General features: G+C 70.0%; 20 protein-coding genes. 18 read left to right on the forward strand and 2 right to left on the reverse strand.

Annotated features, from left to right (window positions below):
* The first annotated feature begins 109 nt into the window (after window positions 1-109).
* The gene (locus ACIBTU_RS28635) at window positions 110-2,491 is read left to right on the forward strand and encodes a hypothetical protein (RefSeq protein ID WP_399129437.1); all 2,382 of its coding nucleotides are present in this window, start codon (window positions 110-112) and stop codon (window positions 2,489-2,491) included.
* A 16-nt stretch (window positions 2,492-2,507) separates the two neighbouring features.
* On the opposite strand, the gene ACIBTU_RS28640 is transcribed toward ACIBTU_RS28635, so the two are convergent.
* Complete coding sequence (locus ACIBTU_RS28640) at window positions 2,508-3,011, reverse strand: GNAT family N-acetyltransferase (RefSeq protein ID WP_399129398.1); 504 nt, start codon at window positions 3,009-3,011, stop codon at window positions 2,508-2,510.
* 96 nt (window positions 3,012-3,107) lie between these two features.
* Here ACIBTU_RS28640 and ACIBTU_RS28645 point away from each other — a divergent pair, with 96 nt between their 5' ends.
* Window positions 3,108-4,403 carry a geranylgeranyl reductase family protein gene (locus tag ACIBTU_RS28645; protein ID WP_399129399.1) on the forward strand — a complete coding sequence of 432 codons (1,296 nt, stop codon included), beginning with the start codon at window positions 3,108-3,110 and terminating at the stop codon, window positions 4,401-4,403.
* An 83-nt stretch (window positions 4,404-4,486) separates the two neighbouring features.
* Entirely contained in the window at window positions 4,487-4,813 is a 327-nt protein-coding gene (locus ACIBTU_RS28650) for a putative quinol monooxygenase (protein ID WP_399129401.1), read from the forward strand.
* A gap of 104 nt (window positions 4,814-4,917) precedes the next feature.
* On the opposite strand, the gene ACIBTU_RS28655 is transcribed toward ACIBTU_RS28650, so the two are convergent.
* Window positions 4,918-5,733 (reverse strand): C40 family peptidase, encoded by an 816-nt coding sequence (locus tag ACIBTU_RS28655; protein ID WP_399129436.1) that lies wholly within the window; start codon window positions 5,731-5,733, stop codon window positions 4,918-4,920.
* A 686-nt stretch (window positions 5,734-6,419) separates the two neighbouring features.
* Here ACIBTU_RS28655 and ACIBTU_RS28660 point away from each other — a divergent pair.
* From ACIBTU_RS28660 to recQ, 15 genes are all read left to right on the forward strand, one after another.
* Entirely contained in the window at window positions 6,420-6,779 is a 360-nt protein-coding gene (locus ACIBTU_RS28660; RefSeq protein ID WP_003956195.1) for an NADH-quinone oxidoreductase subunit A, read from the forward strand.
* 35 nt (window positions 6,780-6,814) lie between these two features.
* Window positions 6,815-7,369: an NADH-quinone oxidoreductase subunit B family protein gene (locus ACIBTU_RS28665; RefSeq protein ID WP_016640165.1), complete on the forward strand. Its 555-nt coding sequence runs from the start codon at window positions 6,815-6,817 to the stop codon at window positions 7,367-7,369.
* Window positions 7,366-8,103 carry an NADH-quinone oxidoreductase subunit C gene (locus ACIBTU_RS28670; RefSeq protein WP_399129403.1) on the forward strand — a complete coding sequence of 246 codons (738 nt, stop codon included), beginning with the start codon at window positions 7,366-7,368 and terminating at the stop codon, window positions 8,101-8,103. The genes ACIBTU_RS28665 and ACIBTU_RS28670 overlap by 4 nt, the downstream gene beginning before the upstream one ends.
* The gene (locus tag ACIBTU_RS28675; RefSeq protein ID WP_399129404.1) at window positions 8,103-9,425 is read left to right on the forward strand and encodes an NADH-quinone oxidoreductase subunit D; all 1,323 of its coding nucleotides are present in this window, start codon (window positions 8,103-8,105) and stop codon (window positions 9,423-9,425) included. The genes ACIBTU_RS28670 and ACIBTU_RS28675 overlap by 1 nt, the downstream gene beginning before the upstream one ends.
* Complete coding sequence (nuoE, locus tag ACIBTU_RS28680; protein ID WP_399129405.1) at window positions 9,422-10,204, forward strand: NADH-quinone oxidoreductase subunit NuoE; 783 nt, start codon at window positions 9,422-9,424, stop codon at window positions 10,202-10,204. Before ACIBTU_RS28675 ends, nuoE begins: the two co-directional genes overlap by 4 nt.
* Window positions 10,201-11,562, forward strand: coding sequence for an NADH-quinone oxidoreductase subunit NuoF (gene nuoF, locus ACIBTU_RS28685; RefSeq protein ID WP_399129407.1), 1,362 nt, complete (start codon window positions 10,201-10,203; stop codon window positions 11,560-11,562). The genes nuoE and nuoF overlap by 4 nt, the downstream gene beginning before the upstream one ends.
* Window positions 11,559-14,060, forward strand: coding sequence for an NADH-quinone oxidoreductase subunit G (locus ACIBTU_RS28690; RefSeq protein ID WP_399129408.1), 2,502 nt, complete (start codon window positions 11,559-11,561; stop codon window positions 14,058-14,060). Before nuoF ends, ACIBTU_RS28690 begins: the two co-directional genes overlap by 4 nt.
* Window positions 14,057-15,451 (forward strand): NADH-quinone oxidoreductase subunit NuoH, encoded by a 1,395-nt coding sequence (gene nuoH, locus ACIBTU_RS28695; RefSeq protein ID WP_399129409.1) that lies wholly within the window; start codon window positions 14,057-14,059, stop codon window positions 15,449-15,451. The genes ACIBTU_RS28690 and nuoH overlap by 4 nt, the downstream gene beginning before the upstream one ends.
* Complete coding sequence (nuoI, locus tag ACIBTU_RS28700) at window positions 15,444-16,097, forward strand: NADH-quinone oxidoreductase subunit NuoI (protein WP_399129410.1); 654 nt, start codon at window positions 15,444-15,446, stop codon at window positions 16,095-16,097. Before nuoH ends, nuoI begins: the two co-directional genes overlap by 8 nt.
* Window positions 16,094-16,921 carry an NADH-quinone oxidoreductase subunit J gene (locus ACIBTU_RS28705; RefSeq protein ID WP_399129411.1) on the forward strand — a complete coding sequence of 276 codons (828 nt, stop codon included), beginning with the start codon at window positions 16,094-16,096 and terminating at the stop codon, window positions 16,919-16,921. Before nuoI ends, ACIBTU_RS28705 begins: the two co-directional genes overlap by 4 nt.
* On the forward strand, window positions 16,918-17,217 hold the full coding sequence (nuoK, locus tag ACIBTU_RS28710) for an NADH-quinone oxidoreductase subunit NuoK (protein ID WP_161299832.1): 300 nt from the start codon (window positions 16,918-16,920) through the stop codon (window positions 17,215-17,217). The genes ACIBTU_RS28705 and nuoK overlap by 4 nt, the downstream gene beginning before the upstream one ends.
* A 13-nt stretch (window positions 17,218-17,230) precedes the next feature.
* Window positions 17,231-19,126: an NADH-quinone oxidoreductase subunit L gene (nuoL, locus tag ACIBTU_RS28715; protein ID WP_399129412.1), complete on the forward strand. Its 1,896-nt coding sequence runs from the start codon at window positions 17,231-17,233 to the stop codon at window positions 19,124-19,126.
* Window positions 19,127-19,131: 5 nt separating this feature from the next.
* On the forward strand, window positions 19,132-20,706 hold the full coding sequence (locus tag ACIBTU_RS28720) for an NADH-quinone oxidoreductase subunit M (protein WP_399129413.1): 1,575 nt from the start codon (window positions 19,132-19,134) through the stop codon (window positions 20,704-20,706).
* Window positions 20,707-20,714: 8 nt separating this feature from the next.
* A complete protein-coding gene (gene nuoN / locus ACIBTU_RS28725; protein WP_399129414.1) occupies window positions 20,715-22,364 on the forward strand; it encodes an NADH-quinone oxidoreductase subunit NuoN in 1,650 nt (549 codons plus the stop codon).
* A 205-nt stretch (window positions 22,365-22,569) separates the two neighbouring features.
* Complete coding sequence (gene recQ, locus ACIBTU_RS28730) at window positions 22,570-24,513, forward strand: DNA helicase RecQ (protein ID WP_399129415.1); 1,944 nt, start codon at window positions 22,570-22,572, stop codon at window positions 24,511-24,513.
* Window positions 24,514-24,631 lie beyond the last annotated feature (118 nt).

A 24,631-nucleotide genomic window follows, 5' to 3' on the forward strand; every position in this document is an offset into this window, starting at 1 on the left:
ACCCGCCACCCCATCGGCACCCGCCGCCCCACCGGCCCCCGGCACCCCACCACCCCCGCCCGGCTACGCCCCGCCGCCACCCGCCCAGCCCTCCGCCTTCGGCGCCTTCATGGGCCGGGCCCTGCGCGGCGACTGGGCCGGCGCGGTGCAGGCCGCGCTGTGGCCGGTCGGCCTCGTGCTGTTCGCCGCCGTCGCCCTCGCCATCCCCTCGTACGGGCAGGACTCCGGCGACGTCGTGGTCGGCTTCGGCGACCGCATGCGGCTCGCCCTCGCCGTCCTGCTCCAGGGCGTCGGCGGCGGCCTGGAACTCTCCGCGGGCGGCGGCTCCGGCGGCGGCGTCCCCGCGTACGGCGGCAGCGACTACGGCAGCGGCGACTACGGGCCGGGCGGCTCCGGCACCGCCGCGATCTCCGTCGTCCCGCTCCTGGTGACCGTGCTGTGGATCGTCGCGCTCGTCATCGGCACGCGCATGCTCCGCTCCCGCCTGTACGCGCGGATCGTGCCCGGCGCCCCCGACGGTGCCACCGGCGGTCTGGAGGCCGCCGTGCGGGTCGCCGTCGCGACGACCCTCGGGACGCTGGCCCTGGCCCTGTTCGCGCAGCCGGACATCGCCGAGGTGTCGGTGTCCTCCGCACCGTTCCTGACGGCCCTGTGGACGCTGCTGCTCGCCCTCGTCGTCGCCGGCGGCGTCCTGCACGCGGACGACCTCCGCTACCGGGTCGCCGCCGCGCGACCCGGACTGCGCATGACGGTCGGCGCCTTCGGCACGGCCGTGCGCGCCATGGGCCTCGTCCTCGTCGTCGCGCTCGTCCTCGGCTGGATCGGGCTCGCGATCTTCGGTGAGGGCGGCGGCTCCCCGTCGGACCTCGGCGAGGAGGAGTTCGGCGGCTCCGAGGCCGCCGGGGTCGGCACCTTCCTGATGTTGCTGCCCAACTTCGCGCTCGCCGTCCTCGGTCTGTGCTGGGGCGGCTCCCTGGAGGTCGAGGCCCGCGGCACCTCCGGCTTCGGCGGCGGCTACGAGAAGGAGGCGTTCGGCCTGTCCCGGCTCGGCGACGAACTCGGCTCGGGGTCCGTCGTGTACGCGCTCGGCGTCGGCCTCGTCTGCGCGCTGCTGGTCGGCGTCGTCGCGGCCCGGCGCTCCGCCGACCGGCGCGAACAGCTCCTGTCCGCAGGGCTCTTCTTCGGCCTGCTCCTGCTGCTCGCGGGGATCGGCGGGCTGGGCGCCGAGTTCCGCGGCGACATCGAGCTTCTCGGCACCGGGGCCGGACAGTTCGACCTGGGGCTGAACGTGCCCGAGGTGCTGCTGTTCGGGCTGCTGTGGGTCGGCGGCGCCGCGTTCGTGGGCCCGCACGTGGCGCGCGCCCTGGGCCTCACCCCGACCCCGACGCCCCCGGCACCGGGCCCGTACTGGCCTCCGATGCCGCCGGCCCCGGCCGCGTCCCCGATGCCCGCCCCGCCCGCGATCCCCGAACAGTCACCACAGACCCCGCAGACCCCACAGGCCCCGCAGGATCCGCCGGGGCAAGCGCCCGTGCCGCTCCAGAAGTCGCCGCAGGACGCGCCGGACGCGCAGGCCCCGCAGCAGCCGGACCAGTCCCAGCAGTCCCAGCAATCCCAGCAGGCCGAACAGGTCCAGCAGCCCCAGCAGACCCCGCACACCCCGTTTCCGGCACCCGCACCCGCGCCGCAGGCCCCGTACGACCTCCACACCGTCGGCCTCGTCGCCGGCCCGCCCCAGCCCCAGCCGCCCCGCAACAACCGCCGCCGCGCCTGGATCTGGGCCGGCACGCTCGTCGGGGCGCTCGTCATCGGCGGCGGCTCGGCGGCCGGTGTCGTGCTGCTCCACGACGACGGGGGCAGCGCGAAGAAGGACGACGCCAAGGGCGCGAGCGCGCAGAGTTCACCCTCGGCCCAGGCGTCGCAGGAGTCACAGGAGTCGCCGGACGCACAGGAGTCCGCCGACGCCTCCGCCGCCACGCCCTCGGACCCGGCGGCCGCCACCGCCACCGGCGAGCCGACGGACATGCCGACCGTCCCCGCCGGCTACCACCAGGTCTTCGACGAACTGGGCTTCTCCTTCGTCGTCCCCGAGGTCTGGGAGCGGCAGGGTGTCAAGAACGGCAGCCAGGTCACGTACGCGGGCAGCACCGGGATGTCGGGCTACCTCGTCGGCGTCATCCCGGACGCCGGGTACACCTCGTACGACAACATGCTCCTGATGGAGAAGCGCCTCAAGGCGGACAAGAACAAGAAGGACTACCAGCGCGTCCAGCTGGAGCGGAACACCTTCCAGGGGCGTGCGGGGGCCCGCTGGGAGTACACGTACGAGGACGCCTCCGGGGCCACGGTCCATGCCGTCGACCAGGCGTACGTGGCCGCCGGCGGCACCGAGTACGCGATCCTGCTCACCGCCCCGGAGTCGGACTGGACCTCGGCGCAGGAGATGTACCGGATCGCGCTCGACTCCTGGCGGCTCACGGACACGGACTGAAGCGACAGGAGTCCGGCTACAACTCCAGGCTGAAGCAGTGCCCGCGGCGCCCGGTCGGCGTCACGAACGTCTCGGCGAGATCCATGCCGAGCCGCTTCGTGACCGCTATGGACCGGGCGTTGCGCGCGTCGACCATCGCGACGACGCTCGGCACCCCGGCCGCCCGTACCCGCTCCAGCGTGGCGAGCGCCGCGGACGTCGCGTAGCCGCGCCCCCAGTGGGCGCGCCCGAGGCGCCAGCCGATCTCGATCTGCCCGGCCGGTCCCCACGCGTGCGGCCAGGGCTGCGCGCCGGTGAACCCGACGACCTCGCCCGCGCCGTCCGTCATCGTCCACAGGCAGAAGCCGTGCTCGGCGTCGTGCATCCGCTGGCGTGCCGTCAGCTCCTCGTACACGGACAGCTCGGCGGAGGCGCCCCCGTGGAACTCCATCACGTCGGGGTCGTCGAACACCCGGTGCCAGGCGAAAGCGTCCTCGTGGGTGGGGACCCGCAGATCCACGGCGGGCAGAACTCGAGTCATGGGCTGACCCTTCGGTCGGTGAGCGGTGCCGCCAAATAGACTGCCCATGTCCGTGCCGGACGGCACACTGTTTTCGACCCTTGGGGAGAACCCGCCGTGACCGAGCAGCCCAAGCCCCTCTCCGAGCACAGCGCAGACGTCATCGTGGTCGGCGCAGGACCGGCCGGCTCGGCGACCGCCTACCACCTGGCGAAGGCGGGCCTGGACGTCCTGCTCCTGGAGAAGACGGCGTTCCCGCGCGAGAAGGTCTGCGGCGACGGCCTCACCCCGCGCGCCACCAAGCAGCTCGTCGCCATGGGCATCGACATCTCCGAAGAGGCCGGCTGGCTGCGCAACAAGGGGCTGCGCATCATCGGCGGCGGCGTCCGCCTCCAGCTCGACTGGCCGGAGCTCGCCTCGTACCCGGACTACGGACTCGTCCGCAAGCGCGACGACTTCGACGAGCAGCTCGCCCGGCAGGCCCAGAAGGCGGGCGCGCGCCTGTACGAGCGGTGCAACGTGGGCGCCCCCATCACGGACGAGCGCACCGGCCGCATCACCGGCGTGCACGCCAAGCTCGGCGAGGAGAAGACGCCGACCACCTTCCACGCCCCGCTCGTCGTCGCCGCCGACGGCAACTCGACGCGCCTGTCGCTCGGCATGGGCCTGCACCGCCGCGAGGACCGCCCGATGGGCGTCGCGGTCCGCACGTACTTCGAGTCGCCCCGCCACGACGACGACTACCTGGAGTCCTGGCTGGAGCTGTGGGACCGGCGCGGCCCGGGCGAGGACCGGCTGCTGCCCGGCTACGGCTGGATCTTCGGCATGGGCGACGGCACGTCGAACGTGGGCCTCGGCATCCTCAACTCCTCCAAGGCGTTCCGCGAGCTGGACTGGCGCGAGGTCCTCAAGGCCTGGTGCGCGTCCATGCCGGAGGACTGGGGCTACACGCCGGAGAACATGACGACGCCGATCCGCGGCGCCGCCCTCCCCATGGCCTTCAACCGCCAGCCGCACTACACCAAGGGCCTGCTCCTGGTCGGTGACGCGGGCGGCCTGGTCAACCCGTTCAACGGCGAGGGCATCGCGTACGCCATGGAGTCCGGGCAGATCGCCGCGGACGTCATCGTGCAGGCCCACGCCCGCGCCACGGACGCCCAGCGCGAACTGGCCCTCCAGCGCTACCCGAAGGTCCTCAAGGACACGTACGGCGGCTACTACACGCTGGGCCGCGCCTTCGTGAAGCTCATCGGCAACCCGAAGGTCATGAAGATCGCGACGCAGCGCGGCCTGACCCACCCGGTCCTGATGAAGTTCACGCTGAAGATGCTGGCGAACCTGACGGACCCGACGGGCGGCGACGCGATGGACCGCATCATCAACGGCCTGAGCAAGGTCGCCCCGAAGTCCTGACAGCCGGACAGGCAGCACAGACGGACAGTCAGGCATCCTGGGCTGATTTGTCCTCGTCGGGTGCTCGGGCGCAGGGTGGACGCATGATTCTCATCGTCGTGAAGTTCACCGCCAAGCCCGAGCACGCCGACTCCTGGCTGGAGAAGACGGGCGCGTTCACCGCCGCCACCCGCGCGGAGGAGGGCAACCTCTTCTTCGACTGGTCCCGCAGTGTCGAGGACCCGCACCAGTTCGTCCTCGTCGAGGGCTTCCGGGACGCGGCGGCGGGCGCCGCCCACGTCGGCACCGACCACTTCAAGGCCGGCCTGGAGTCGATGGCCCCGCTGCTCGCCCGCACCCCGGAGATCATCCACTGCGACATCCCGAACGAGGGCTTCGGGCCGATGGGCGAACTGGCCGTCGAGAACTGAGCACTCACACTGAGCACTCACACCGAGCACTCAGACATACGGCGAAGGCCGCCACATCCCTTTTGCGGGGGTGTGGCGGCCTTCGCCGTATGTGTGCGGATGCCTCAGAGGACGCGGACCGCGCCGCTCGCCGGGTAGCCGGACAGGTCCTGGATGACGACACCCTTGGAGGGGTTCGCGGCGTCCAGGTACTGGCCGTTACCGATGTAGACGCCGACGTGGTACGCCGAGCCGGCGCCGCCCCAGTACAGGAGGTCGCCCACCTGGATGTTGGAGAGGGAGACCGGGGTGCCGAAGGTGGACTGCTCCTGCGAGGTGCGGGGCAGGTCCACGCCGGCCTGGCGGAACGCGGCCTGGGTCAGACCGGAGCAGTCCCAGGAGTTGGGGCCGGTGCCGCCCATGACGTAGGCGTCGCCGAGCTGGGCCTTCAGGAAGCCGATGACGGCGCCCACGGAGCCGCTGGCGGGCGCGGGGGCCTCGGCCGTGGCGGACGTCGTGGAGAGCGTGCTGCGCTCGCTGGAGCGGGAAGCGGCGGCCTCGGCGGCCTCGCGCTCGGCCTTCGCCTTGGCGGCGGCCTCGGCCTTCTTCTTGGCCTCGGCCTTCTTCTCGGCGGAGAGCTGGTCCTTCTTCGCCTGGTCGGCGGCCTTGGCGAACGCCTCGTCGCGCTCGGCCTGGAGCTGGTAGTTCGCCGCGGCCTGCTGCGTGGCGTCCGCCGACTCGGCGACCTGCGAGGCGAGGTCGGAGGTCAGCGTGGGCAGCTCGATGGTCTGCGTCACGGGCTCTGCAGCGTTCGCCGCACCGGACGCACCAGCCACTGCCAGGGTGCTGAGGACGCCACCGGTAACTCCGGCGCGCAGGGCCAGCTTCGAGGCGCTGCGGCGGGGCTTCCGGTGGCTGGGTATGTGAGCGGTGTGGGACATGAGTACAACCGCTATCAGGGCTTCACCGTTCCCTTCAAGAAACGTGTGGTGCGCCACAGTTGTGAAACCGAGACGTGAATCCCGGGCGTGGCGGCCCTTATTGACGCCGTAACGGGCAATCCGGACAGTGCCGTGCAGCGCTGTGATCATTGGCTTTTCGCGATACGCCCGAATTGCCCGACGCTTACCACTCGTTGAGACGGTTGGCCAAGCCCGGTTTCCGAGCCGTTACGTATCACGTGACGCAGGTCACACAGATACCCCTAAGGGGAGTGCTCGCGTCCACTCAGGGATGCCCATGTCCCTCTGATGTGTGAACGGCAGCCACTATCAGCCAGTCGTGTCCAGCGCCAATTTGCCTGCCGAGGCGATGGCTTGATAGTGCACCGAGCCTTCTACCAGCAGTAACGCGGCAAGTTGTCACCTCTGGTGATCACTCAGGTGCTTCGCGTGTGAAGATCACCGCTCATCCGACTTCATGATCCTTCGTCAGGTGGTGGAGATCACAAACTAGTTGGCGCACCCCGTGTCGCAGATCACAGAGTCCCGGGCATAGGATGCGGGACACGTCGGGCTTGTGACCTGCTTCACATGTAAGCGATCTTCGGATCGTGCGCAGGGGGAGAAAGGTTCCGGGTCCGTTGCAACCGCCAGCAGTCAGCGCCGACTGAGAGGAGCGAGGAGCGGTGAACGCGTATGCGCCCATCCTCGTACTGGGAGCCCTCGGGGCAGGCTTTGCGATCTTCTCCGTGGTCATGGCCACGCTTATCGGTCCAAAGCGGTACAACCGGGCGAAGCTCGAAGCGTACGAGTGCGGCATCGAGCCCACCCCCACGCCGGCCGGCGGTGGGCGCTTCCCCATCAAGTACTACCTGACGGCGATGCTCTTCATCGTCTTCGACATCGAGATCGTCTTCCTCTACCCCTGGGCCGTCTCCTTCGACGCCCTGGGGCTTTTCGGGCTCGTGGAGATGCTGCTCTTCGTGCTCACCGTCTTCGTCGCCTACGCGTACGTGTGGCGGCGCGGCGGCCTGGAATGGGACTGAGCCCCCGTACAGGGGAGGACAGGAGCCACTGAGCTATGGGACTCGAAGAAAAGCTGCCGAGCGGATTCCTTCTGACCACCGTCGAGCAGGCCGCGGGATGGGTGCGCAAGTCGTCCGTCTTCCCCGCCACGTTCGGGCTCGCCTGCTGCGCCATCGAGATGATGACGACGGGCGCGGGCCGCTACGACCTGGCGCGGTTCGGCATGGAGGTGTTCCGCGGATCGCCCCGCCAGGCGGACCTGATGATCGTCGCCGGACGCGTGAGCCAGAAGATGGCCCCCGTCCTGCGCCAGGTCTACGACCAGATGCCCAACCCCAAGTGGGTCATCTCCATGGGTGTCTGCGCCTCGTCCGGCGGGATGTTCAACAACTACGCGATCGTGCAGGGCGTCGACCACGTCGTGCCGGTGGACATCTACCTGCCCGGCTGCCCGCCGCGGCCCGAGATGCTGATGGACGCGATTCTCAAGCTCCATCAGAAGATCCAGACCTCCAAGCTCGGCGTGAACGCCGAGGAGGCGGCCCGCGAGGCGGAGGAAGCGGCGCTCAAGGCGCTCCCGACGATCGAGATGAAGGGGCTGCTGCGGTGAGCGGCGAGAACAACGGGGTGAACCCCGAGAAGGACCTCAGCGCCTCCAACCTCCCGGGGCAGCGAGGCGACCAGGGCGAGGAGATCCGCGTCCAGCGCGGCATGTTCGGCGCCAACAATGGTGGCGATACGTCTGGTTACGGCGGACTTGTCCGCTCGATCCGGCTGCCCGGCGAGGCCGTCCGCCCCTACGGCGGCTGGTTCGACGAGGTGGCCGACGAGCTGGAGGGCGCCCTGGAGGAACAGGGCCTCGTCCCCGAGAACGCCATCGACAAGACGGTCGTCGACCGCGACGAGCTCACCTTCCACATCGAGCGCGAGCACCTGGTGCGGGTCGCCCAGACGCTGCGCGACGACCCGGCGCTCCGCTTCGAACTGTGCACCGGTGTCTCGGGCGTGCACTACCCGGGGGACAAGGGCCGCGAGCTGCACTGCGTGTACCACCTGCGCTCGCTCACCCACGGCCGGCTGATCCGCCTCGAGGTGTCGCTGCCGGACACGGACCCGCACGTCCCGTCCCTGGTCCCGGTGTATCCCACGAACGACTGGCACGAGCGCGAGACGTACGACTTCTTCGGCATCGTCTTCGACGGCCACCCCGCGCTGACGCGGATCATGATGCCGGACGACTGGCAGGGCTTCCCGCAGCGCAAGGACTACCCGCTCGGCGGCATCCCCGTCGAGTACAAGGGCGCCCAGATCCCGGCTCCGGACCAGCGGAGGTCGTACAGCTGATGTCTACTCCTTCTGCATCGCCCCGCGAGACCACCGAAGGTGCCGTCTACACGGTCACCGGCGGCGACTGGGACGAGGTCGTCCAGTCCGCGGTCAAGTCCGACGACGAGCGCATCATCGTCAACATGGGTCCCCAGCACCCGTCCACGCACGGCGTGCTGCGGCTGATCCTGGAGATCGACGGCGAGACGGTCACCGAGGCCCGCTGCGGCATCGGCTACCTGCACACGGGCATCGAGAAGAACCTCGAGTACCGCACGTGGACGCAGGGCACCACGTTCGTGACCCGCATGGACTACCTGACGCCGTTCTACAACGAGACGGCGTACTGCCTCGCCGTCGAGAAGCTGCTCGGCATCACCGACGAGATCCCCGACCGGGCCAGCGTCATCCGCGTCCTGCTCATGGAGCTGAACCGGATGTCCTCGCACCTCGTCGCCATCGCCACCGGCGGCATGGAGCTCGGCGCGACGACGATCATGATCTACGGCTTCCGCGATCGTGAACTGATTCTCGACATCTACGAGCTCATCACCGGCCTGCGCATGAACCACGCGTACATCCGGCCCGGCGGACTCGCCCAGGACCTGCCGCCCGGCGCGGTGGACCAGCTGCGCGAGTTCGTGAAGAAGATGAAGAAGAACCTGCCCGAGTACGACAAGCTCGCCACCGGGAACCCCATCTTCAAGGCCCGTATGCAGGACGTCGGCTACCTCGACCTGGCCGGCTGCATGGCCCTCGGCGCCACCGGACCGATCCTGCGCTCGGCGGGCCTGCCGCACGACCTGCGCAAGACCGACCCGTACTGCGGCTACGAGAACTACGACTTCGAGATCCCGACCGCCGACACCTGCGACTCCTACGGACGCTTCCTGGTCCGCCTGGAGGAGATGCGCCAGTCGCTGCGCATCGTCGAGCAGTGCCTGGACCGGCTCGCCCCGGGCCCGGTCATGGTCGGCGACAAGAAGATCGCCTGGCCCGCCCAGTTGGCCCTCGGGCCCGACGGACTCGGCAACTCGCTCGACCACATCAAGAACATCATGGGCACCTCCATGGAGGCCCTCATCCACCACTTCAAGCTGGTGACCGAGGGCTTCCGCGTCCCGCCGGGACAGGCGTACTCCGCCGTGGAGTCGCCCAAGGGCGAGCTCGGGGTGCACGCCGTGTCCGACGGCGGCACCCGCCCCTTCCGGGTCCACTTCCGCGACCCGTCCTTCACCAACCTGCAGGCCATGGCGGCGATGTGCGAGGGCGGCCAGGTCGCCGACGTCATCGTCGCCGTCGCCTCCATCGACCCCGTGATGGGAGGCGTCGACCGGTGACCACCAGTTCTTCGGAGCAGGGCGTCAGCCTGGGCATGCCGCAACTGCCCGCGCCCGCTTACCCGGACGACGTCCGCGCCCGCCTGGAGGCCGACGCGCGCGAGATCATCGCCCGCTACCCCGGCTCCCGCTCGGCGCTCCTGCCGATGCTGCACCTCGTGCAGGCGGAGGAGGGGCACGTCACGCGCACCGGCATGCAGTTCTGCGCGGACCTGCTCGGCCTCACCACGGCCGAGGTCACCGCGGTCGCGACCTTCTACACGATGTACCGCAGGAAGCCGAGCGGCGACTACCAGGTCGGCGTCTGCACCAACACCCTGTGCGCCGTCATGGGCGGCGACGCCATCTTCGAGACGCTCCAGGAGCACCTCGGCGTCGGCAACAACGGCACCACCGACGACGGCAAGATCACGCTGGAGCACATCGAGTGCAACGCCGCTTGTGATTTCGCTCCCGTGGTGATGGTCAACTGGGAGTTCTTCGACAACCAGACGCCCGAGTCCGCCACGCGCCTGGTCGACGACCTGCGCGCCGGCACCGAGGTGTCGCCCACCCGCGGCGCCCCGCTGTGCACCTTCAAGGAGACCGCGCGCATCCTCGCCGGTTTCCCCGACGCGCGCGAAGGCGCCGTCGAGGCCGGCGGCAGCGCAGGCCCCGCCTCGCTCGTCGGGCTCCGCCTGGCCAAGGGCGAGACGGCCGCGGCCCGAGTGGTCCACCCGCGCGACGCCGCGCCCGCAGAGGAGCCGCCGGCAGGCCAGTCCGGTCAGGAGGGGGAGTGATGACCTTGGCAGCCGAGATCGAGAACAACGAGTCCAGCCCCGAGAAGCTGCTCGCGCCGGTCCTGTCGGCGTTCTGGGACGAGGACCGCTCCTGGTCCCTGGACGTCTACCGCCGGCACGAGGGCTACGAGGGTCTGCGCAAGGCCCTCGCGATGACGCCGGACGACCTCATCGCCTACGTGAAGGACTCGGGCCTGCGCGGACGCGGCGGCGCGGGCTTCCCCACCGGCATGAAGTGGCAGTTCATCCCGCAGGGCGACGGCAAGCCTCACTATCTTGTTGTCAACGCCGACGAGTCGGAGCCGGGGACCTGCAAGGACATCCCGCTCCTCTACGCCAACCCGCACAGCCTCATCGAGGGCATCGTGATCGCCTGCTACGCGATCCGCTCCGAGCACGCCTTCATCTACCTGCGCGGCGAAGTGGTCCCCGTGCTGCGTCGCCTGCACGAGGCCGTCCGCGAGGCGTACGAAGCCGGCTTCCTCGGCGAGAACGTCCTGGGATCCGGTCTCAACCTCGAACTCACCGTGCACGCGGGCGCGGGCGCGTACATCTGTGGCGAGGAGACCGCACTCCTGGACTCGCTCGAGGGCCGCCGCGGCCAGCCCCGGCTGCGACCCCCCTTCCCCGCGGTCGCCGGTCTGTACGCGTGCCCCACTGTCGTGAACAACGTCGAGTCCATCGCGTCGGTTCCCGCGATCGTGAACCGCGGCAAGGACTGGTTCAAGTCGATGGGCAGCGAGAAGTCCCCGGGCTTCACGCTCTACTCGCTCAGCGGCCACGTCGCCTCGCCCGGCCAGTACGAGGCCCCGCTCGGCATCACGCTGCGCCAGCTCCTCGACATGAGCGGCGGCATGCGCCCCGGCCACCGCCTCAAGTTCTGGACCCCCGGCGGCAGTTCCACCCCGATGTTCACCGAGGAGCACCTCGACGTGCCCCTCGACTACGAGGGCGTCGGCGCCGCCGGATCCATGCTCGGCACCAAGGCCCTGCAGTGCTTCGACGAGACCACCTGCGTCGTGCGCGCCGTCACCCGCTGGACCGAGTTCTACGCCCACGAGTCCTGCGGCAAGTGCACGCCCTGCCGCGAAGGCACCTACTGGCTCGTTCAGTTGCTGCGCGACATCGAGGCCGGCAAGGGCTCCCTGGACGACCTCGACAAGCTGGGCGACATCGCCGACAACATCAACGGCAAGTCGTTCTGCGCCCTCGGCGACGGCGCCGCCTCGCCGATCTTCTCCTCGCTCAAGTACTTCCGCGAGGAGTACGAGCAGCACATCACGGGCAAGGGCTGCCCCTTCGACCCGGCCAAGTCGACCCTGTGGGCCGACCAGCACCGCACGGAGGTGAACGCATGACTGTGACCACGGGCGCTCCCTCCGGGGGCGGCGCGGCGGCGGTCCCGCCCGAGGACCTCGTCTCGTTGACGATCGACGGCATCGAGATCAGCGTCCCCAAGGGGACCCTGGTCATCCGCGCCGCCGAACTGCTCGGCATCGAGATCCCCCGGTTCTGCGACCACCCGCTCCTCGACCCGGCCGGTGCCTGCCGCCAGTGCATCGTCGAGGTCGAGGGCCAGCGCAAGCCGATGGCCTCCTGCACCATCACCTGCACCGACGGCATGGTCGTCAAGAGCCAGCTCTCCTCCCCGGTCGCCGAGAAGGCGCAGAAGGGGGTCATGGAGCTGCTGCTCATCAACCACCCCCTGGACTGCCCGGTCTGCGACAAGGGCGGCGAGTGCCCGCTGCAGAACCAGGCGATGTCGCACGGCCAGGCCGACTCCCGCTTCGAGGGGAAGAAGCGCACCTACGAGAAGCCGGTCGCGATCTCCACCCAGGTGCTGCTCGACCGCGAGCGGTGCGTCCTGTGCGCCCGCTGCACCCGGTTCTCGAACCAGATCGCGGGCGACCCGATGATCGAGCTGATCGAGCGCGGCGCGCTCCAGCAGGTCGGCACCGGCGAGGGCGACCCGTTCGAGTCGTACTTCTCCGGGAACACCATCCAGATCTGTCCCGTCGGCGCGCTGACCTCGGCGGCGTACCGATTCCGCTCCCGGCCCTTCGACCTCGTGTCCTCGCCGTCGGTGTGCGAGCACTGCGCGGGCGGCTGCGCCACCCGCACCGACCACCGGCGCGGCAAGGTCATGCGCCGCCTCGCGGCGAACGACCCCGAGGTCAACGAGGAGTGGGTCTGCGACAAGGGCCGCTTCGGCTTCCGGTACGCGCAGAAGCCCGACCGGCTCACCACCCCGCAGGTGCGTGACGCCGAGACCGGTGAACTGCGCGCCGCGTCCTGGCCGGAGGCCCTGGAGGCCGCCGCGCGCGGGCTCACCGAGGCGCGCGGCCGGGCCGGTGTCCTCACCGGCGGCCGGCTCACCGTCGAGGACGCCTACGCGTACAGCAAGTTCACCCGGGTCGCCCTCGCCACGAACGACATCGACTTCCGCGCGCGCGTGCACAGCGGCGAGGAGTCCGACTTCCTCGCCGCGCGCGTGGCCGGACGGGGCCGCGACCTCGACGGCAGCGGCGTCACGTACACGAAGCTGGAGCAGGCGCCCGCCGTGCTGCTCGTCGGCTTCGAGTCCGAGGAGGAGGCGCCCGGCGTCTTCCTGAAGCTCCGCAAGGCGTGGCGCGGGCACGGCCAGAAGGTGTTCTCGCTGGCCACGCACGAGACGCGGGGCCTGGAGAAGGCGGGCGGCACGCTGCTGCCGGCCGCGCCCGGCACCGAGACCGAGTGGCTGGACGCGCTCGCCTCCGGCGTCGGCCTGGAGACCGGGGGAGCGGCCGCCGCCGAGGCGCTGCGCTCCGAGGGTGCGGTCATCGTCGTCGGTGAGCGGCTCGCGTCCGTCGCGGGCGGTCTCACCGCCGCCGTACGGGCCGCGTCCGCGACCGGCGCCCAGCTGGTGTGGATCCCGCGCCGGGCCGGTGAGCGCGGTGCGATCGAGGCCGGCGCGCTGCCCTCGCTGCTGCCGGGCGGCCGCCCCGCGACCGACCCGCGCGCGCGGGAGGAGGTCGCCGCCGTGTGGGGGGTGGCCGAACTCCCGCACAGCTACGGCCGCGACACGGGCCAGATCGTGGAGGCCGCCGCGGGCGGTGCGCTGCGGGCCCTCGTGGTGGCCGGCGTCGAGATCGCCGACCTGCCCGACCCGGCACGCGCGCGTGAAGCACTTCACGAGGTCGGCTTCCTGGTCTCCCTGGAGCAGCGGCCGAGCGAGGTCACCGAGCACGCCGACGTCGTCCTCCCGGTGGCCGCGGTCGCCGAGAAGGCGGGCACGTTCCTCAACTGGGAGGGCCGGGCCCGGATGTTCGAGGCCGCGCTCAAGCCGGACCAGATGACCCGCACCCTGGCGCCGACCGACCTCCGCGTGCTGCAGATGCTCGCCGACGCCATGGACGTCCACCTGGGCCTGCCGGACCTGCGCTCCGCCCGTTCCGAGCTGGACCGGCTCGGCGCCTGGGACGGGCCGTACGCCACGGAGCCGCTGGAGACGGCCGCCCCGGCCCCGCGGCCCGCCGCGGGCGAGGCGGTCCTCGCCGGACACCGGCTGCTGCTCGACCGGGGCCGCCTCCAGGAGGGCGACGACGCGCTCGCCGGCACCCGGCACGCCGCCCACGCGCGCGTGTCGGCCGCGACGGCGGCCGAGGCGGGCGTCAAGGACGGCGACGTCCTCGCGGTCACCGGAAAGGCCGGCACCGTCGAACTGCCGCTCCAGGTCACGCAGATGCCCGACCGGGTCGTCTGGCTCCCGCTGAACTCCGTGGGCGGCGGCGTCGCCTCGGACACGGGCGCCGTTCCCGGCGACCTGGTGAAGATCGGCCCGGCCGTCGCCGCCGGCGCCCCGGAGGTGGAGTCATGAGCCCGACGGCACTGCACCCGCTCGCCCTCGAAGACCTGTCGATGTTCGGCCGCGACCCCTGGTGGCTGGTCGTCATCAAGGCGGTGTTCTGCTTCGCCTTCCTGATGGTGACCGTGCTGTTCTCCATCGTGTGGGAGCGCAAGGTCGTCGCCTGGATGCAGCTGCGCATCGGCCCGAACCGGCACGGCCCCTGGGGCATGCTCCAGTCGCTCGCCGACGGCATCAAGCTGATGCTGAAGGAAGACCTCATCGTCAAGCGCGCGGACAAGGTGGTCTACGTCCTCGCGCCGATCGTCGCGGCCATCCCGGCCTTCATGGCGATCGCGGTGATCCCCTTCGGACCCGCCGGCAACGAGATCTCGATCTTCGGCACGCGCACCACGATGCAGCTCACCGACCTGCCGATCGCGATGCTCTACGTCCTCGCGGTCGCCTCGGTCGGCATCTACGGCATCGTCCTCGCCGGCTGGTCCTCCGGCTCCACGTACCCGCTCCTCGGCGGCCTGCGTTCCTGCGCGCAGATGATCTCCTACGAGATCGCGATGGGCGCCGCGTTCGCCTCGGTCTTCCTGTACTCGGGCTCGATGTCCACCTCGGAGATCGTCGCCCAGCAGCACGACCGCTGGTACATCGTGCTGCTGCCCGTCTCGTTCCTCATCTACATCGTGACGATGGTCGGCGAGACGAACCGCGCGCCGTTCGACATGCCGGAGTCCGAGGGCGACCTCGTGGGCGGCTTCAACACCGAGTACTCGTCCATCAAGTTCGCGATGTTCATGCTCGCCGAGTACGTGAACATGGTCACGGTCTCCGCGGTGTCCGTGACGCTCTTCCTGGGCGGCTGGCGCGCGCCGTGGCCGATCTCCACGTTCTGGGAGGGCGCGAACCACGGCTGGTGGCCGATGCTCTGGTTCGTCATCAAGGTCCAGTTGCTGCTGTTCTTCTTCATCTGGCTGCGCGGCACGCTCCCGCGCGTGCGCTACGACCAGTTGATGAAGCTCGGCTGGAAGGTCCTCATCCCGGTCTCCGTGGTGTGGCTGATGCTCGTCGCCACCGTGCGGACGCTCCAGAACGAGAACTACGACTTCGCCGAGATCGCCCTCTACGTGGGCGGCGGCATCCTCGTGCTCCTGCTGCTCTCGTTCGTCGTGGACATCTTCCGCGACCGGGGCGCCAAGCAGGCCGAGGCCGAGGCGGCGGCGAAACCGGCGGCCTTCGACCCGATGGCGGGCGGCTTCCCGGTGCCACCGCTGCCCGGACAGTCCCTGCCGCCCGTGCCGCGCCGACGCTCGCGCCGTGAGGGCGAGTTGATTGTCAGTGGTGGCCCCGATACTCAGAGTGACGAATCACTCGGCGGATCTCGTGAGGGAAAGGAGGCGTCCGATGGCTGACGAGAAGAACGAGATGAACGAGAAGAGCGAGAAGGACACAGCGCCGGGGTTCATGAACCCGGTCGCCGGCTTCGGCGTGACCTTCAAGGCCATGTTTAAGAAGCGGCTGACCGAGCAGTACCCGGAGCAACCGAAGACCACGGCTCCCCGCTTCCACGGCAGGCACCAGCTCAACCGCCATCCGGACGGCCTGGAGAAGTGCGTCGGCTGCGAGCTGTGCGCCTGGGCCTGTCCGGCGGACGCCATCTACGTGGAGGGCGCGGACAACACGGAGGAGGAGCGCTACTCCCCGGGTGAGCGCTACGGCCGCGTCTACCAGATCAACTACGCCCGCTGCATCCTGTGCGGCCTGTGCATCGAGGCGTGCCCCACGCGCGCGCTGACGATGACGAACGAGTTCGAACTCGCCGACAGCAGCCGGGCCAACCTGATCTACACCAAGGAGCAGCTGCTGGCCGGCCTCGAGGAGGGCATGGTCGACAGCCCGCACTCGATCTTCCCCGGCATGGAGGAGCAGGACTACTACCGGGGCCTGGTGACCGAGGCCGCGCCCGGCACCGAGCGCCAAGTGGCCGTCTCCAAGGGCGAGAAGCCCGACGAGGCCGCGTCCGAGGCCGCATCCGAGGCCGAGGGGGTGGAGGCATGAGCACGCAGCTCGCCGCCTACGCCACCTCCACCGGTGAGGCCTTCCAGTTCTGGGTCCTCGGCACCGTCGCCGTCATCGGCGCCCTGTGCACGATCCTGATGAAGAAGGCCGTGCACAGCGCCCTCTGTCTGGCCGGGACCATGATCATCCTCGCGGTGTTCTACCTGGCCAACGGGGCGTACTTCCTGGGCATCGTCCAGATCGTCGTCTACACGGGCGCGATCATGATGCTGTTCCTCTTCGTGGTCATGCTCGTCGGCGTCACCGCCGCGGACTCCCTGAAGGAGACCATCAAGGGGCAGCGCTGGCTCGCCGCCCTGTGCGGGATCGGCTTCGGCGTCCTGCTGATCGCGGGGATCGGGAACGCGTCGCTGACGCAGTTCACCGGCCTCGGCCAGGCGAACGCGAACGGGAACGTGGAGGGCCTCGCCGCCCTCATCTTCACCAAGTACGTCTTCGCCTTCGAGATCACCGGCGCCCTGCTCATCACGGCGACCGTCGGCGCGATGGTGCTCACGCACCGGGAGCGCACCGAGCGGGCCAAGACCCAGCGCGAGCTGGCCGAGCAGCGCGTCCGCGAGGGCAAGCACCTGCCGCCGCTGCCCGCCCCCGGCGTCTACGCCCGGCACAACGCGGTGGACATCGCGGGCCTGCTGCCGGACGGCACCCCGTCGGAGCTCACGGTCATGCAGACGCTGCGCGAGCGCGGCCAGATCCGGGACGTGTCCGGTGAGGCGCTCAGCGACCTCAAGGCCCTGGAGCAGCGTTCGGCCGAGCGGCTCGAGCGCGGCTCCCGCGACAAGGCAGAGGAGGCGTCGAAGTGAATCCGGTCAACTACCTGTATCTCGCCGCCCTGTTGTTCACGATCGGCGCCACCGGCGTGCTCATCAGGCGGAACGCGATCGTCGTGTTCATGTGCATCGAGCTGATGCTGAACGCGTGCAACCTCGCGTTCGTCGCGTTCTCCCGGATGCACGGCAATCTCGACGGCCAGATCATCGCGTTCTTCACGATGGTCGTCGCCGCCGCGGAGGTCGTGGTCGGGCTCGCGATCATCGTGTCGCTGTTCCGTACCCGCCACTCGGCCTCGGTCGACGACGCCGGCCTGATGAAGCTGTAAGGGGTCGCAACCAGTGGAGAACTTGATTGCGCTGCTGGTAGCGGCGCCACTGCTCGGAGCGGCCGTCCTGCTCTGCGGCGGACGGGCACTGGACCGGGTGGGTCATCTGCTCGGCACCGTGTTCGCGGCCGCCTCCTTCGTGATCGCCGTCGTGCTCTTCTCCGATCTGCTGGGCAAGGGCCCGGAGGACCGCACGCTCGCCCAGCACCTGTTCAGCTGGATCCCCGTCGAGGGCTTCCAGGCGGACGTCGCGTTCCAGCTCGACCAGCTGTCGATGACGTTCGTCCTGCTGATCTCCGGCGTGGGCACGCTGATCCACATCTACTCGATCGGGTACATGGAGCACGACGAGCGGCGCCGCCGCTTCTTCGGCTACCTGAACCTGTTCCTCGCGGCGATGCTCCTGCTGGTGCTCGCCGACAACTACCTGCTCCTGTACGTCGGCTGGGAGGGTGTGGGCCTCGCCTCGTACCTCCTGATCGGCTTCTGGCAGCACAAGCCGAGCGCGGCCACGGCCGCGAAGAAGGCGTTCCTGGTCAACCGTGTCGGCGACATGGGTCTGTCGATCGCGATCATGCTGATGTTCACGACCTTCGGCACCTTCGCCTTCGGCCCCGTGCTCGACAGCGTCGGGGACACTTCCGAGGGCAAGCTCACAGCGATCGGCCTGATGCTGCTGCTCGCCGCGTGCGGCAAGTCGGCGCAGGTGCCGCTGCAGTCCTGGCTCGGGGACGCGATGGAGGGCCCGACCCCGGTCTCGGCCCTCATCCACGCCGCGACCATGGTGACCGCGGGCGTCTACCTGATCGTCCGCTCCGGCGCGATCTTCAACGCGGCGCCGGACGCCCAGCTGGTCGTCACCATCGTCGGTGCCGTCACGCTGCTGTTCGGTGCGATCGTCGGTTGCGCGAAGGACGACATCAAGAAGGCGCTGGCCGGCTCGACGATGTCGCAGATCGGCTACATGATCCTCGCCGCGGGCCTCGGCCCCATCGGCTACGTGTTCGCGATCATGCACCTGGTGACGCACGGCTTCTTCAAGGCCGGGCTCTTCCTCGGCGCCGGTTCGGTCATGCACGGCATGAACGACGAGGTCGACATGCGCAAGTACGGCGCCCTGCGCAAATACATGCCGGTCACCTTCGTGACGTTCGGCCTCGGCTACCTGGCCATCATCGGCTTCCCGGGCCTGTCGGGCTTCTTCTCCAAGGACAAGATCATCGAGGCGGCCTTCGCGAAGGGCGGGACCGAGGGCTGGATCCTCGGGTCCGTCGCGCTCCTGGGCGCCGCGATCACCGCGTTCTACATGACCCGCGTGATGATCATGACCTTCTTCGGCGAGAAGCGCTGGCAGCCGGACGCGGACGGCCACGAGCCGCACCCGCACGAGTCGCCCTCGTCCATGACGATCCCGATGATCGTCCTGGCCTTCGGCTCGGTCTTCGCCGGCGGCTTCTTCTCCCTCGGCGACCGCTTCCTGACCTGGCTGGAGCCGATCACCGGCCACGACCACGGGCACGCGCCGATCAGCGCGGGCGTGATCACCGGGGCCACCATGGTGTGCCTCGTGATCGGCGTGGGCATCGCCTGGCTCCAGTACGGGCGCCGCGCCGTCCCGGTCGTCGCCCCGCGCGGCTCGCTGCTCACCCGGGCCGCCCGCCGCGACCTCCTCCAGGACGACTTCAACCACGTCGTCCTCGTACGCGGCGGCGAGCACCTCACCCGCTCGCTCGTCTACGTGGACCACACCCTGGTCGACGGGGTGGTCAACGGGACGGCGGCCTCGGTCGGCGGACTCTCCGGCCGGCTGCGCAAGCTCCAGAACGGCTACGTGCGCTCGTACGCCGTCTCGATGTTCGGCGGTGCGGCACTCATCGTCGCCGCGACCCTGCTGATGAGGGCGGTCTGATACCGATGTCCTTTCCTCTGCTGACAGCGACGGCGGCGCTCCCGGCCGTGGGGGCGATCGTCACGGCCGCCGTGCCGGCGAAACAGCGCACCGCGGCCAAGTGGCTCGCGCTGCTGTTCTCGGTCGCGACACTCGCGGTCGCGGCGGTGGTCGCGGTCCGCTTCGACCCGACCGGCGACCGCTACCAACTCACCGAGTCCCACGCCTGGATCAAGGACTTCGGCGTCCGCTACGAGCTGGGCGTGGACGGCATCGGGGTGGCGCTCGTCGCGCTGACCGCGCTGCTGATCCCGTTCGTGATCCTGGCCGGCTGGCACGACGCCGACCCCCAGGAGACCGGCAGCTCACGGTGGCGGCCGACGCAGGGCTTCTTCGCCCTGATCCTCCTGGTCGAGGCCATGGTGATCCTCTCCTTCGAGGCCACCGACGTCTTCGTCTTCTACATCTTCTTCGAAGCCATGCTCATCCCGATGTACTTCCTCATCGGAGGCTTCGGGGACCGCGCGGGCCCGCACGGCGAGAAGGAGGCCGCGACCCAGCGCTCGTACGCGGCGGTCAAGTTCCTCCTCTACAACCTCGTCGGCGGCCTCATCATGCTGGCGGCCGTCATCGGCCTCTACGTGGTCGCGGGAACCTTCTCGCTCCAGGACATCGTCGCCGCCCGGGCGAACGGCTCCCTGGAGATGGCCACCAGCACCGAGCGCTGGCTCTTCCTCGGCTTCTTCTTCGCCTTCGCGGTGAAGGCCCCGCTGTGGCCGCTGCACACCTGGCTGCCGAACGCGATGGGCGAGGCCACGGCCCCGGTCGCCGTGCTCATCACGGCCGTGGTCGACAAGGTCGGCACCTTCGCGATGCTCCGCTTCTGCCTCCAGCTCTTCCCGGAGGCCAGCAAGTGGGCGACGCCGGTGATCCTCGTACTGGCGCTCATCAGCATCGTCTACGGGGCACTGCTCGCCGTCGGCCAGCGCGACATCAAGCGCCTGGTCGCCTACGCGTCGATCTCGCACTTCGGCTTCATCATCATGGGCATCTTCGCGATGACCAGCCAGGGCCAGTCCGGCGCGACGCTCTACATGGTCAACCACGGCATCTCGACGGCCGCGCTCATGCTGGTCGCCGGATTCCTCATCTCGCGCCGCGGCTCCCGCCTCATCGCGGACTACGGGGGCGTGCAGAAGGTCGCCCCGGTGCTCGCCGGCACCTTCCTGATCGGCGGCCTGGCGACCCTGTCGCTGCCCGGACTCGCCCCGTTCGTCAGCGAGTTCCTGGTCCTGGTCGGCACGTTCACGCGCTACCCGGTCATCGGGATCATCGCGACCTTCGGCATCGTCCTCGCCGCGCTCTACACGCTGGTCCTCTACCAGCGCACCATGACCGGCCCGGTGAAGCCGTCGACCGAGGGCATTACGGACCTCAGGGTGCGTGAGCTCGCGGTCGTGGTCCCGCTGATCGGTGTACTGATCTTCCTCGGTGTGTACCCGAAGCCGCTCACCGAGCTGGTGAACCCGGCGGTCAAGCACACCCTGTCCGACGTCCACAAGAAGGACCCGAAGCCGGAAGTGGAGGCGGCTCACAAATGAGTGCTCTCGTGAGTGCCCCGACCGTCCACACCCTGTGGACAGCGGCAGCTGACCCGATCACGAAGATCGACGCGCCGAAGATCGAGTACGCGCAGCTGTCCCCGACGCTGATCGTGATCGGCGCCGCAGTCCTCGGCATCCTCGTCGAGGCCTTCGTCCCGCGCAGGCAGCGCTACTACGCGCAGGCGTTCCTGGCGATCGTCGCGATCGCCGCCGCGTTCGCGGCCGTCGTCGGCCTCGCCGCCGGCGGATACGGGACGACCAAGGCACACATCGCGGCCATGGGCGCGATCGCCGTCGACGGACCGGCCCTCTTCCTCCAGGGGACCATTCTGCTCGCCGGACTCGTCTCGATCTTCACGTTCGCGGAGCGCCGGCTCGACCCGGAGGCGCACGGCAACCGCGTCGACTCGTTCGCCGCGCAGGCCGCCGCCGTACCCGGCAGCGACAGCGAGAAGGCCGCGGTCAAGGCCGGGTTCACCACCACCGAGGTGTTCCCGCTCGCCCTGTTCGCGATCGGCGGCATGCTGGTCTTCCCCGCGGCGAACGACCTGCTGACGCTGTTCATCGCCCTGGAAGTCTTCTCACTCCCGCTGTACCTGCTGTGCGCCGTGGCCCGCCGCAAGCGGCTCATGTCGCAGGAGGCCGCGGTCAAGTACTTCCTGCTCGGCGCCTTCGCCTCCGCGTTCACCCTCTTCGGCATCGCGCTCCTGTACGGCTACGCGGGCTCCGTCTCGTACGCCACGCTCGCCGAGGTCGTCGACGGCACGGTCCAGAACGTGAACCCGGCCCTCGCCGACACCATGGGCAACGACGCGCTGCTGCTCATCGGCATGGCGCTGGTCGTCATGGGGCTGCTCTTCAAGGTCGGCGCCGTGCCGTTCCACATGTGGACGCCCGACGTCTACCAGGGTGCCCCGACGCCGGTCACCGGCTTCATGGCGGCGGCCACCAAGGTCGCGGCCTTCGGCGCCCTGCTCCGGCTGCTCTACGTGGTGCTGCCGGGGATGCGCTGGGACTGGCGGCCGGTCATGTGGGCCGTGGCGATCGTCACGATGCTCGCCGGTGCGGTCGTCGCCATCACCCAGACCGACATCAAGCGACTCCTCGCGTACTCGTCGATCGCGCACGCCGGCTTCATCCTCGCCGGTGTCATCGCGACGACCCCGCAGGGCGTCTCGTCGGTCCTCTTCTACCTCGCCGCGTACTCCTTCGTGACCATCGGTGCCTTCGCCGTCGTCACGCTGGTGCGCGACGCGGGCGGCGAGGCGACGCACCTGTCGAAGTGGGCGGGGCTCGGCCGGCGCTCGCCGCTGGTCGCCGCCATCTTCGCCGTCTTCCTCCTCGCCTTCGCCGGCATCCCGCTGACCTCCGGCTTCGCCGGAAAGTTCGCGGTGTTCAAGGCGGCGGCCGAGGGCGGGGCCGGCGGTCTGGTCGTGGTCGGTGTGATCTCGTCCGCGATCGCCGCGTTCTTCTACATCCGCGTGATCGTCCTCATGTTCTTCAGCGAGCCCAAGGCGGACGGCCCGACCGTGGCCGTGCCGTCGCCGCTGACCATGACGACGATCGGTGTGGGTGTGGCGGTCACGATCGTGCTGGGCCTCGCGCCGCAGTACTTCCTGGACCTGGCGAGCCAGGCCGGGGTGTTCGTGCGGTAGCGCGGTCCTCGTTCGACCGTGTGTTCCGGTGCCCGGTGCCCTTGGGAGGGGGTGCCGGGCACCGGCATGTGCCGCGCCGTGTCCCGAGCCGTGTCCCGAGCCTGTGGATAACTTCGAGGGTTGTCGGTCCGGCCCCCTATCGTGGGTGGAGAGGTCGAGGCAGAGGTCGAGGCAAGGGGTCGGGGATGACGACGGGACAGAGGGTATGACTGAGGTGACGGAGCGCGAGGCCGTGCAGAGCGAGGCCCTCGCCACGCTCCACCGGGTGTTCGGCTACGGCGCTTTCCGCGGTGAGCAGGAAGCGGTCATCGAGCACGTGGTGAGCGGCGGCGACGCGGTCGTGCTCATGCCGACCGGCGGCGGAAAGTCGCTGTGCTACCAGATCCCGGCCCTGGTCAGACCCGGTACGGGCATCGTCGTCTCGCCCCTGATCGCGCTCATGCAGGACCAGGTGGACGCGCTGCGGGCGCTCGGCGTGCGCGCCGGGTTCGTGAACTCGACGCAGGACTTCGACGAGCGCCGCACGGTCGAGGCCGAGTTCCTCGCGGGCGAGCTGGACCTGCTGTACCTGGCGCCCGAGCGGCTGCGCCTCGACGCCACGCTCGACCTGCTCTCGCGCGGCAAGATCTCCGTCTTCGCCATCGACGAGGCGCACTGTGTGGCGCAGTGGGGTCACGACTTCCGGCCCGACTACCTCACCCTGTCGGTGCTCGGGCAGCGCTGGCCGGACGTGCCGCGCATCGCGCTGACGGCGACCGCGACGCACGCGACGCACCAGGAGATCACCCAGCGGCTCGGCATGCCCGACGCCCGGCACTTCGTCGCGAGTTTCGACCGGCCCAACATCCAGTACCGGATCATCCCCAAGGCCGACCCGAAGAAGCAGCTCCTGTCCTTCCTGCGCGCCGAGCACGAGGGCGACGCGGGCATCGTCTACTGCCTGTCGCGCAAGTCGGTCGAGGCGACCGCCGAGTACCTCTCGAAGAACGGGATCGAGGCCGTGCCGTACCACGCGGGCCTCGACGCGGGCACGCGTGCGGCGCACCAGTCGCGGTTCCTGCGCGAGGAGGGCCTCGTCGTCTGCGCGACCATCGCGTTCGGCATGGGCATCGACAAGCCGGACGTGCGCTTCGTGGCCCACCTGGACCTGCCGAAGTCCGTCGAGGGCTACTACCAGGAGACCGGCCGCGCGGGCCGTGACGGCCTCGCCTCCACGGCCTGGATGGCGTACGGGCTCCAGGACGTCGTGCAGCAGCGCAAGCTGATCAACATGGGGGAGGGCGACGAGGCGTTCCGCCGCCGGGCCTCCTCGCACCTCGACTCGATGCTGGCGCTGTGCGAGACGGCGCAGTGCCGGCGGGCCCAGCTCCTCACGTACTTCGGGCAGGAGGCCACCGAGTCCTGCGGCAACTGCGACACGTGCCTGACCCCGCCGGAGACCTGGGACGGGACCGTCGCCGCGCAGAAGATCCTCTCCACCGTGGTGCGGCTCGACCGGGAGCGGCGGCAGAAGTTCGGTGCGGGCCAGATCATCGACATCCTGCTCGGCAAGCGCACCGCGAAGGTGATCCAGTTCGACCACGACCAGCTCTCCGTGTTCGGTATCGGCGAGGAGCTGGCCGAGGCTGAATGGCGGGGCGTGGTGCGGCAGTTGCTGGCGCAGGGGCTGATCGCGGTCGAGGGCGAGTACGGGACGCTCGTGCTCACCGAGGAGAGCGGGTCCGTGCTCGGGCGGGAGCGGGAGGTGCGGCTGCGCAAGGAGGCGAAGCCGGTGTCCGCTCCGCGGGCCCGGCGGTCGAAGTCCGGAGGCGCGGCCGCCGCTGCCGCCGCCGAGCTTCCGGCCGAGCTGGTGCCCGTCTTCGAGGCGCTGCGCGCGTGGCGGGGCGCCCAGGCGAAGGAGAACGGGGTCCCGGCGTACGTCATCTTCCATGACGCGACGCTGAGGGAGATCGCGGTGCGCCGTCCGGCGTCGGTCGCGGAACTCGGCACGATCGGGGGTGTCGGCGAGAAGAAGCTCGCGACGTGGGGGGAGGGCGTGCTCTCCGTTCTGGCCGGTCTTGACGGTGCCGCGGCGCCTGAGGGCCCTTCGCCCGCGCCGGAGCCCGAGCCTTTCGACGAGGCCGAGCCGCCGGAGGACATCGACTGGTGACCCTGGGGGGCGGGTTTCGTCTGCGGGTCCGGTGGGGGCTGGTCGCGCAGTTCCCCGCGCCCCTGAAATGCAGACGCTTCGCGTCGCATTTCCCCGATGAGAAGCGCCCCTGAGATGG

This window comes from Streptomyces sp. NPDC050145 (assembly GCF_044460245.1).
In the GTDB taxonomy this organism is placed as follows: domain Bacteria; phylum Actinomycetota; class Actinomycetes; order Streptomycetales; family Streptomycetaceae; genus Streptomyces.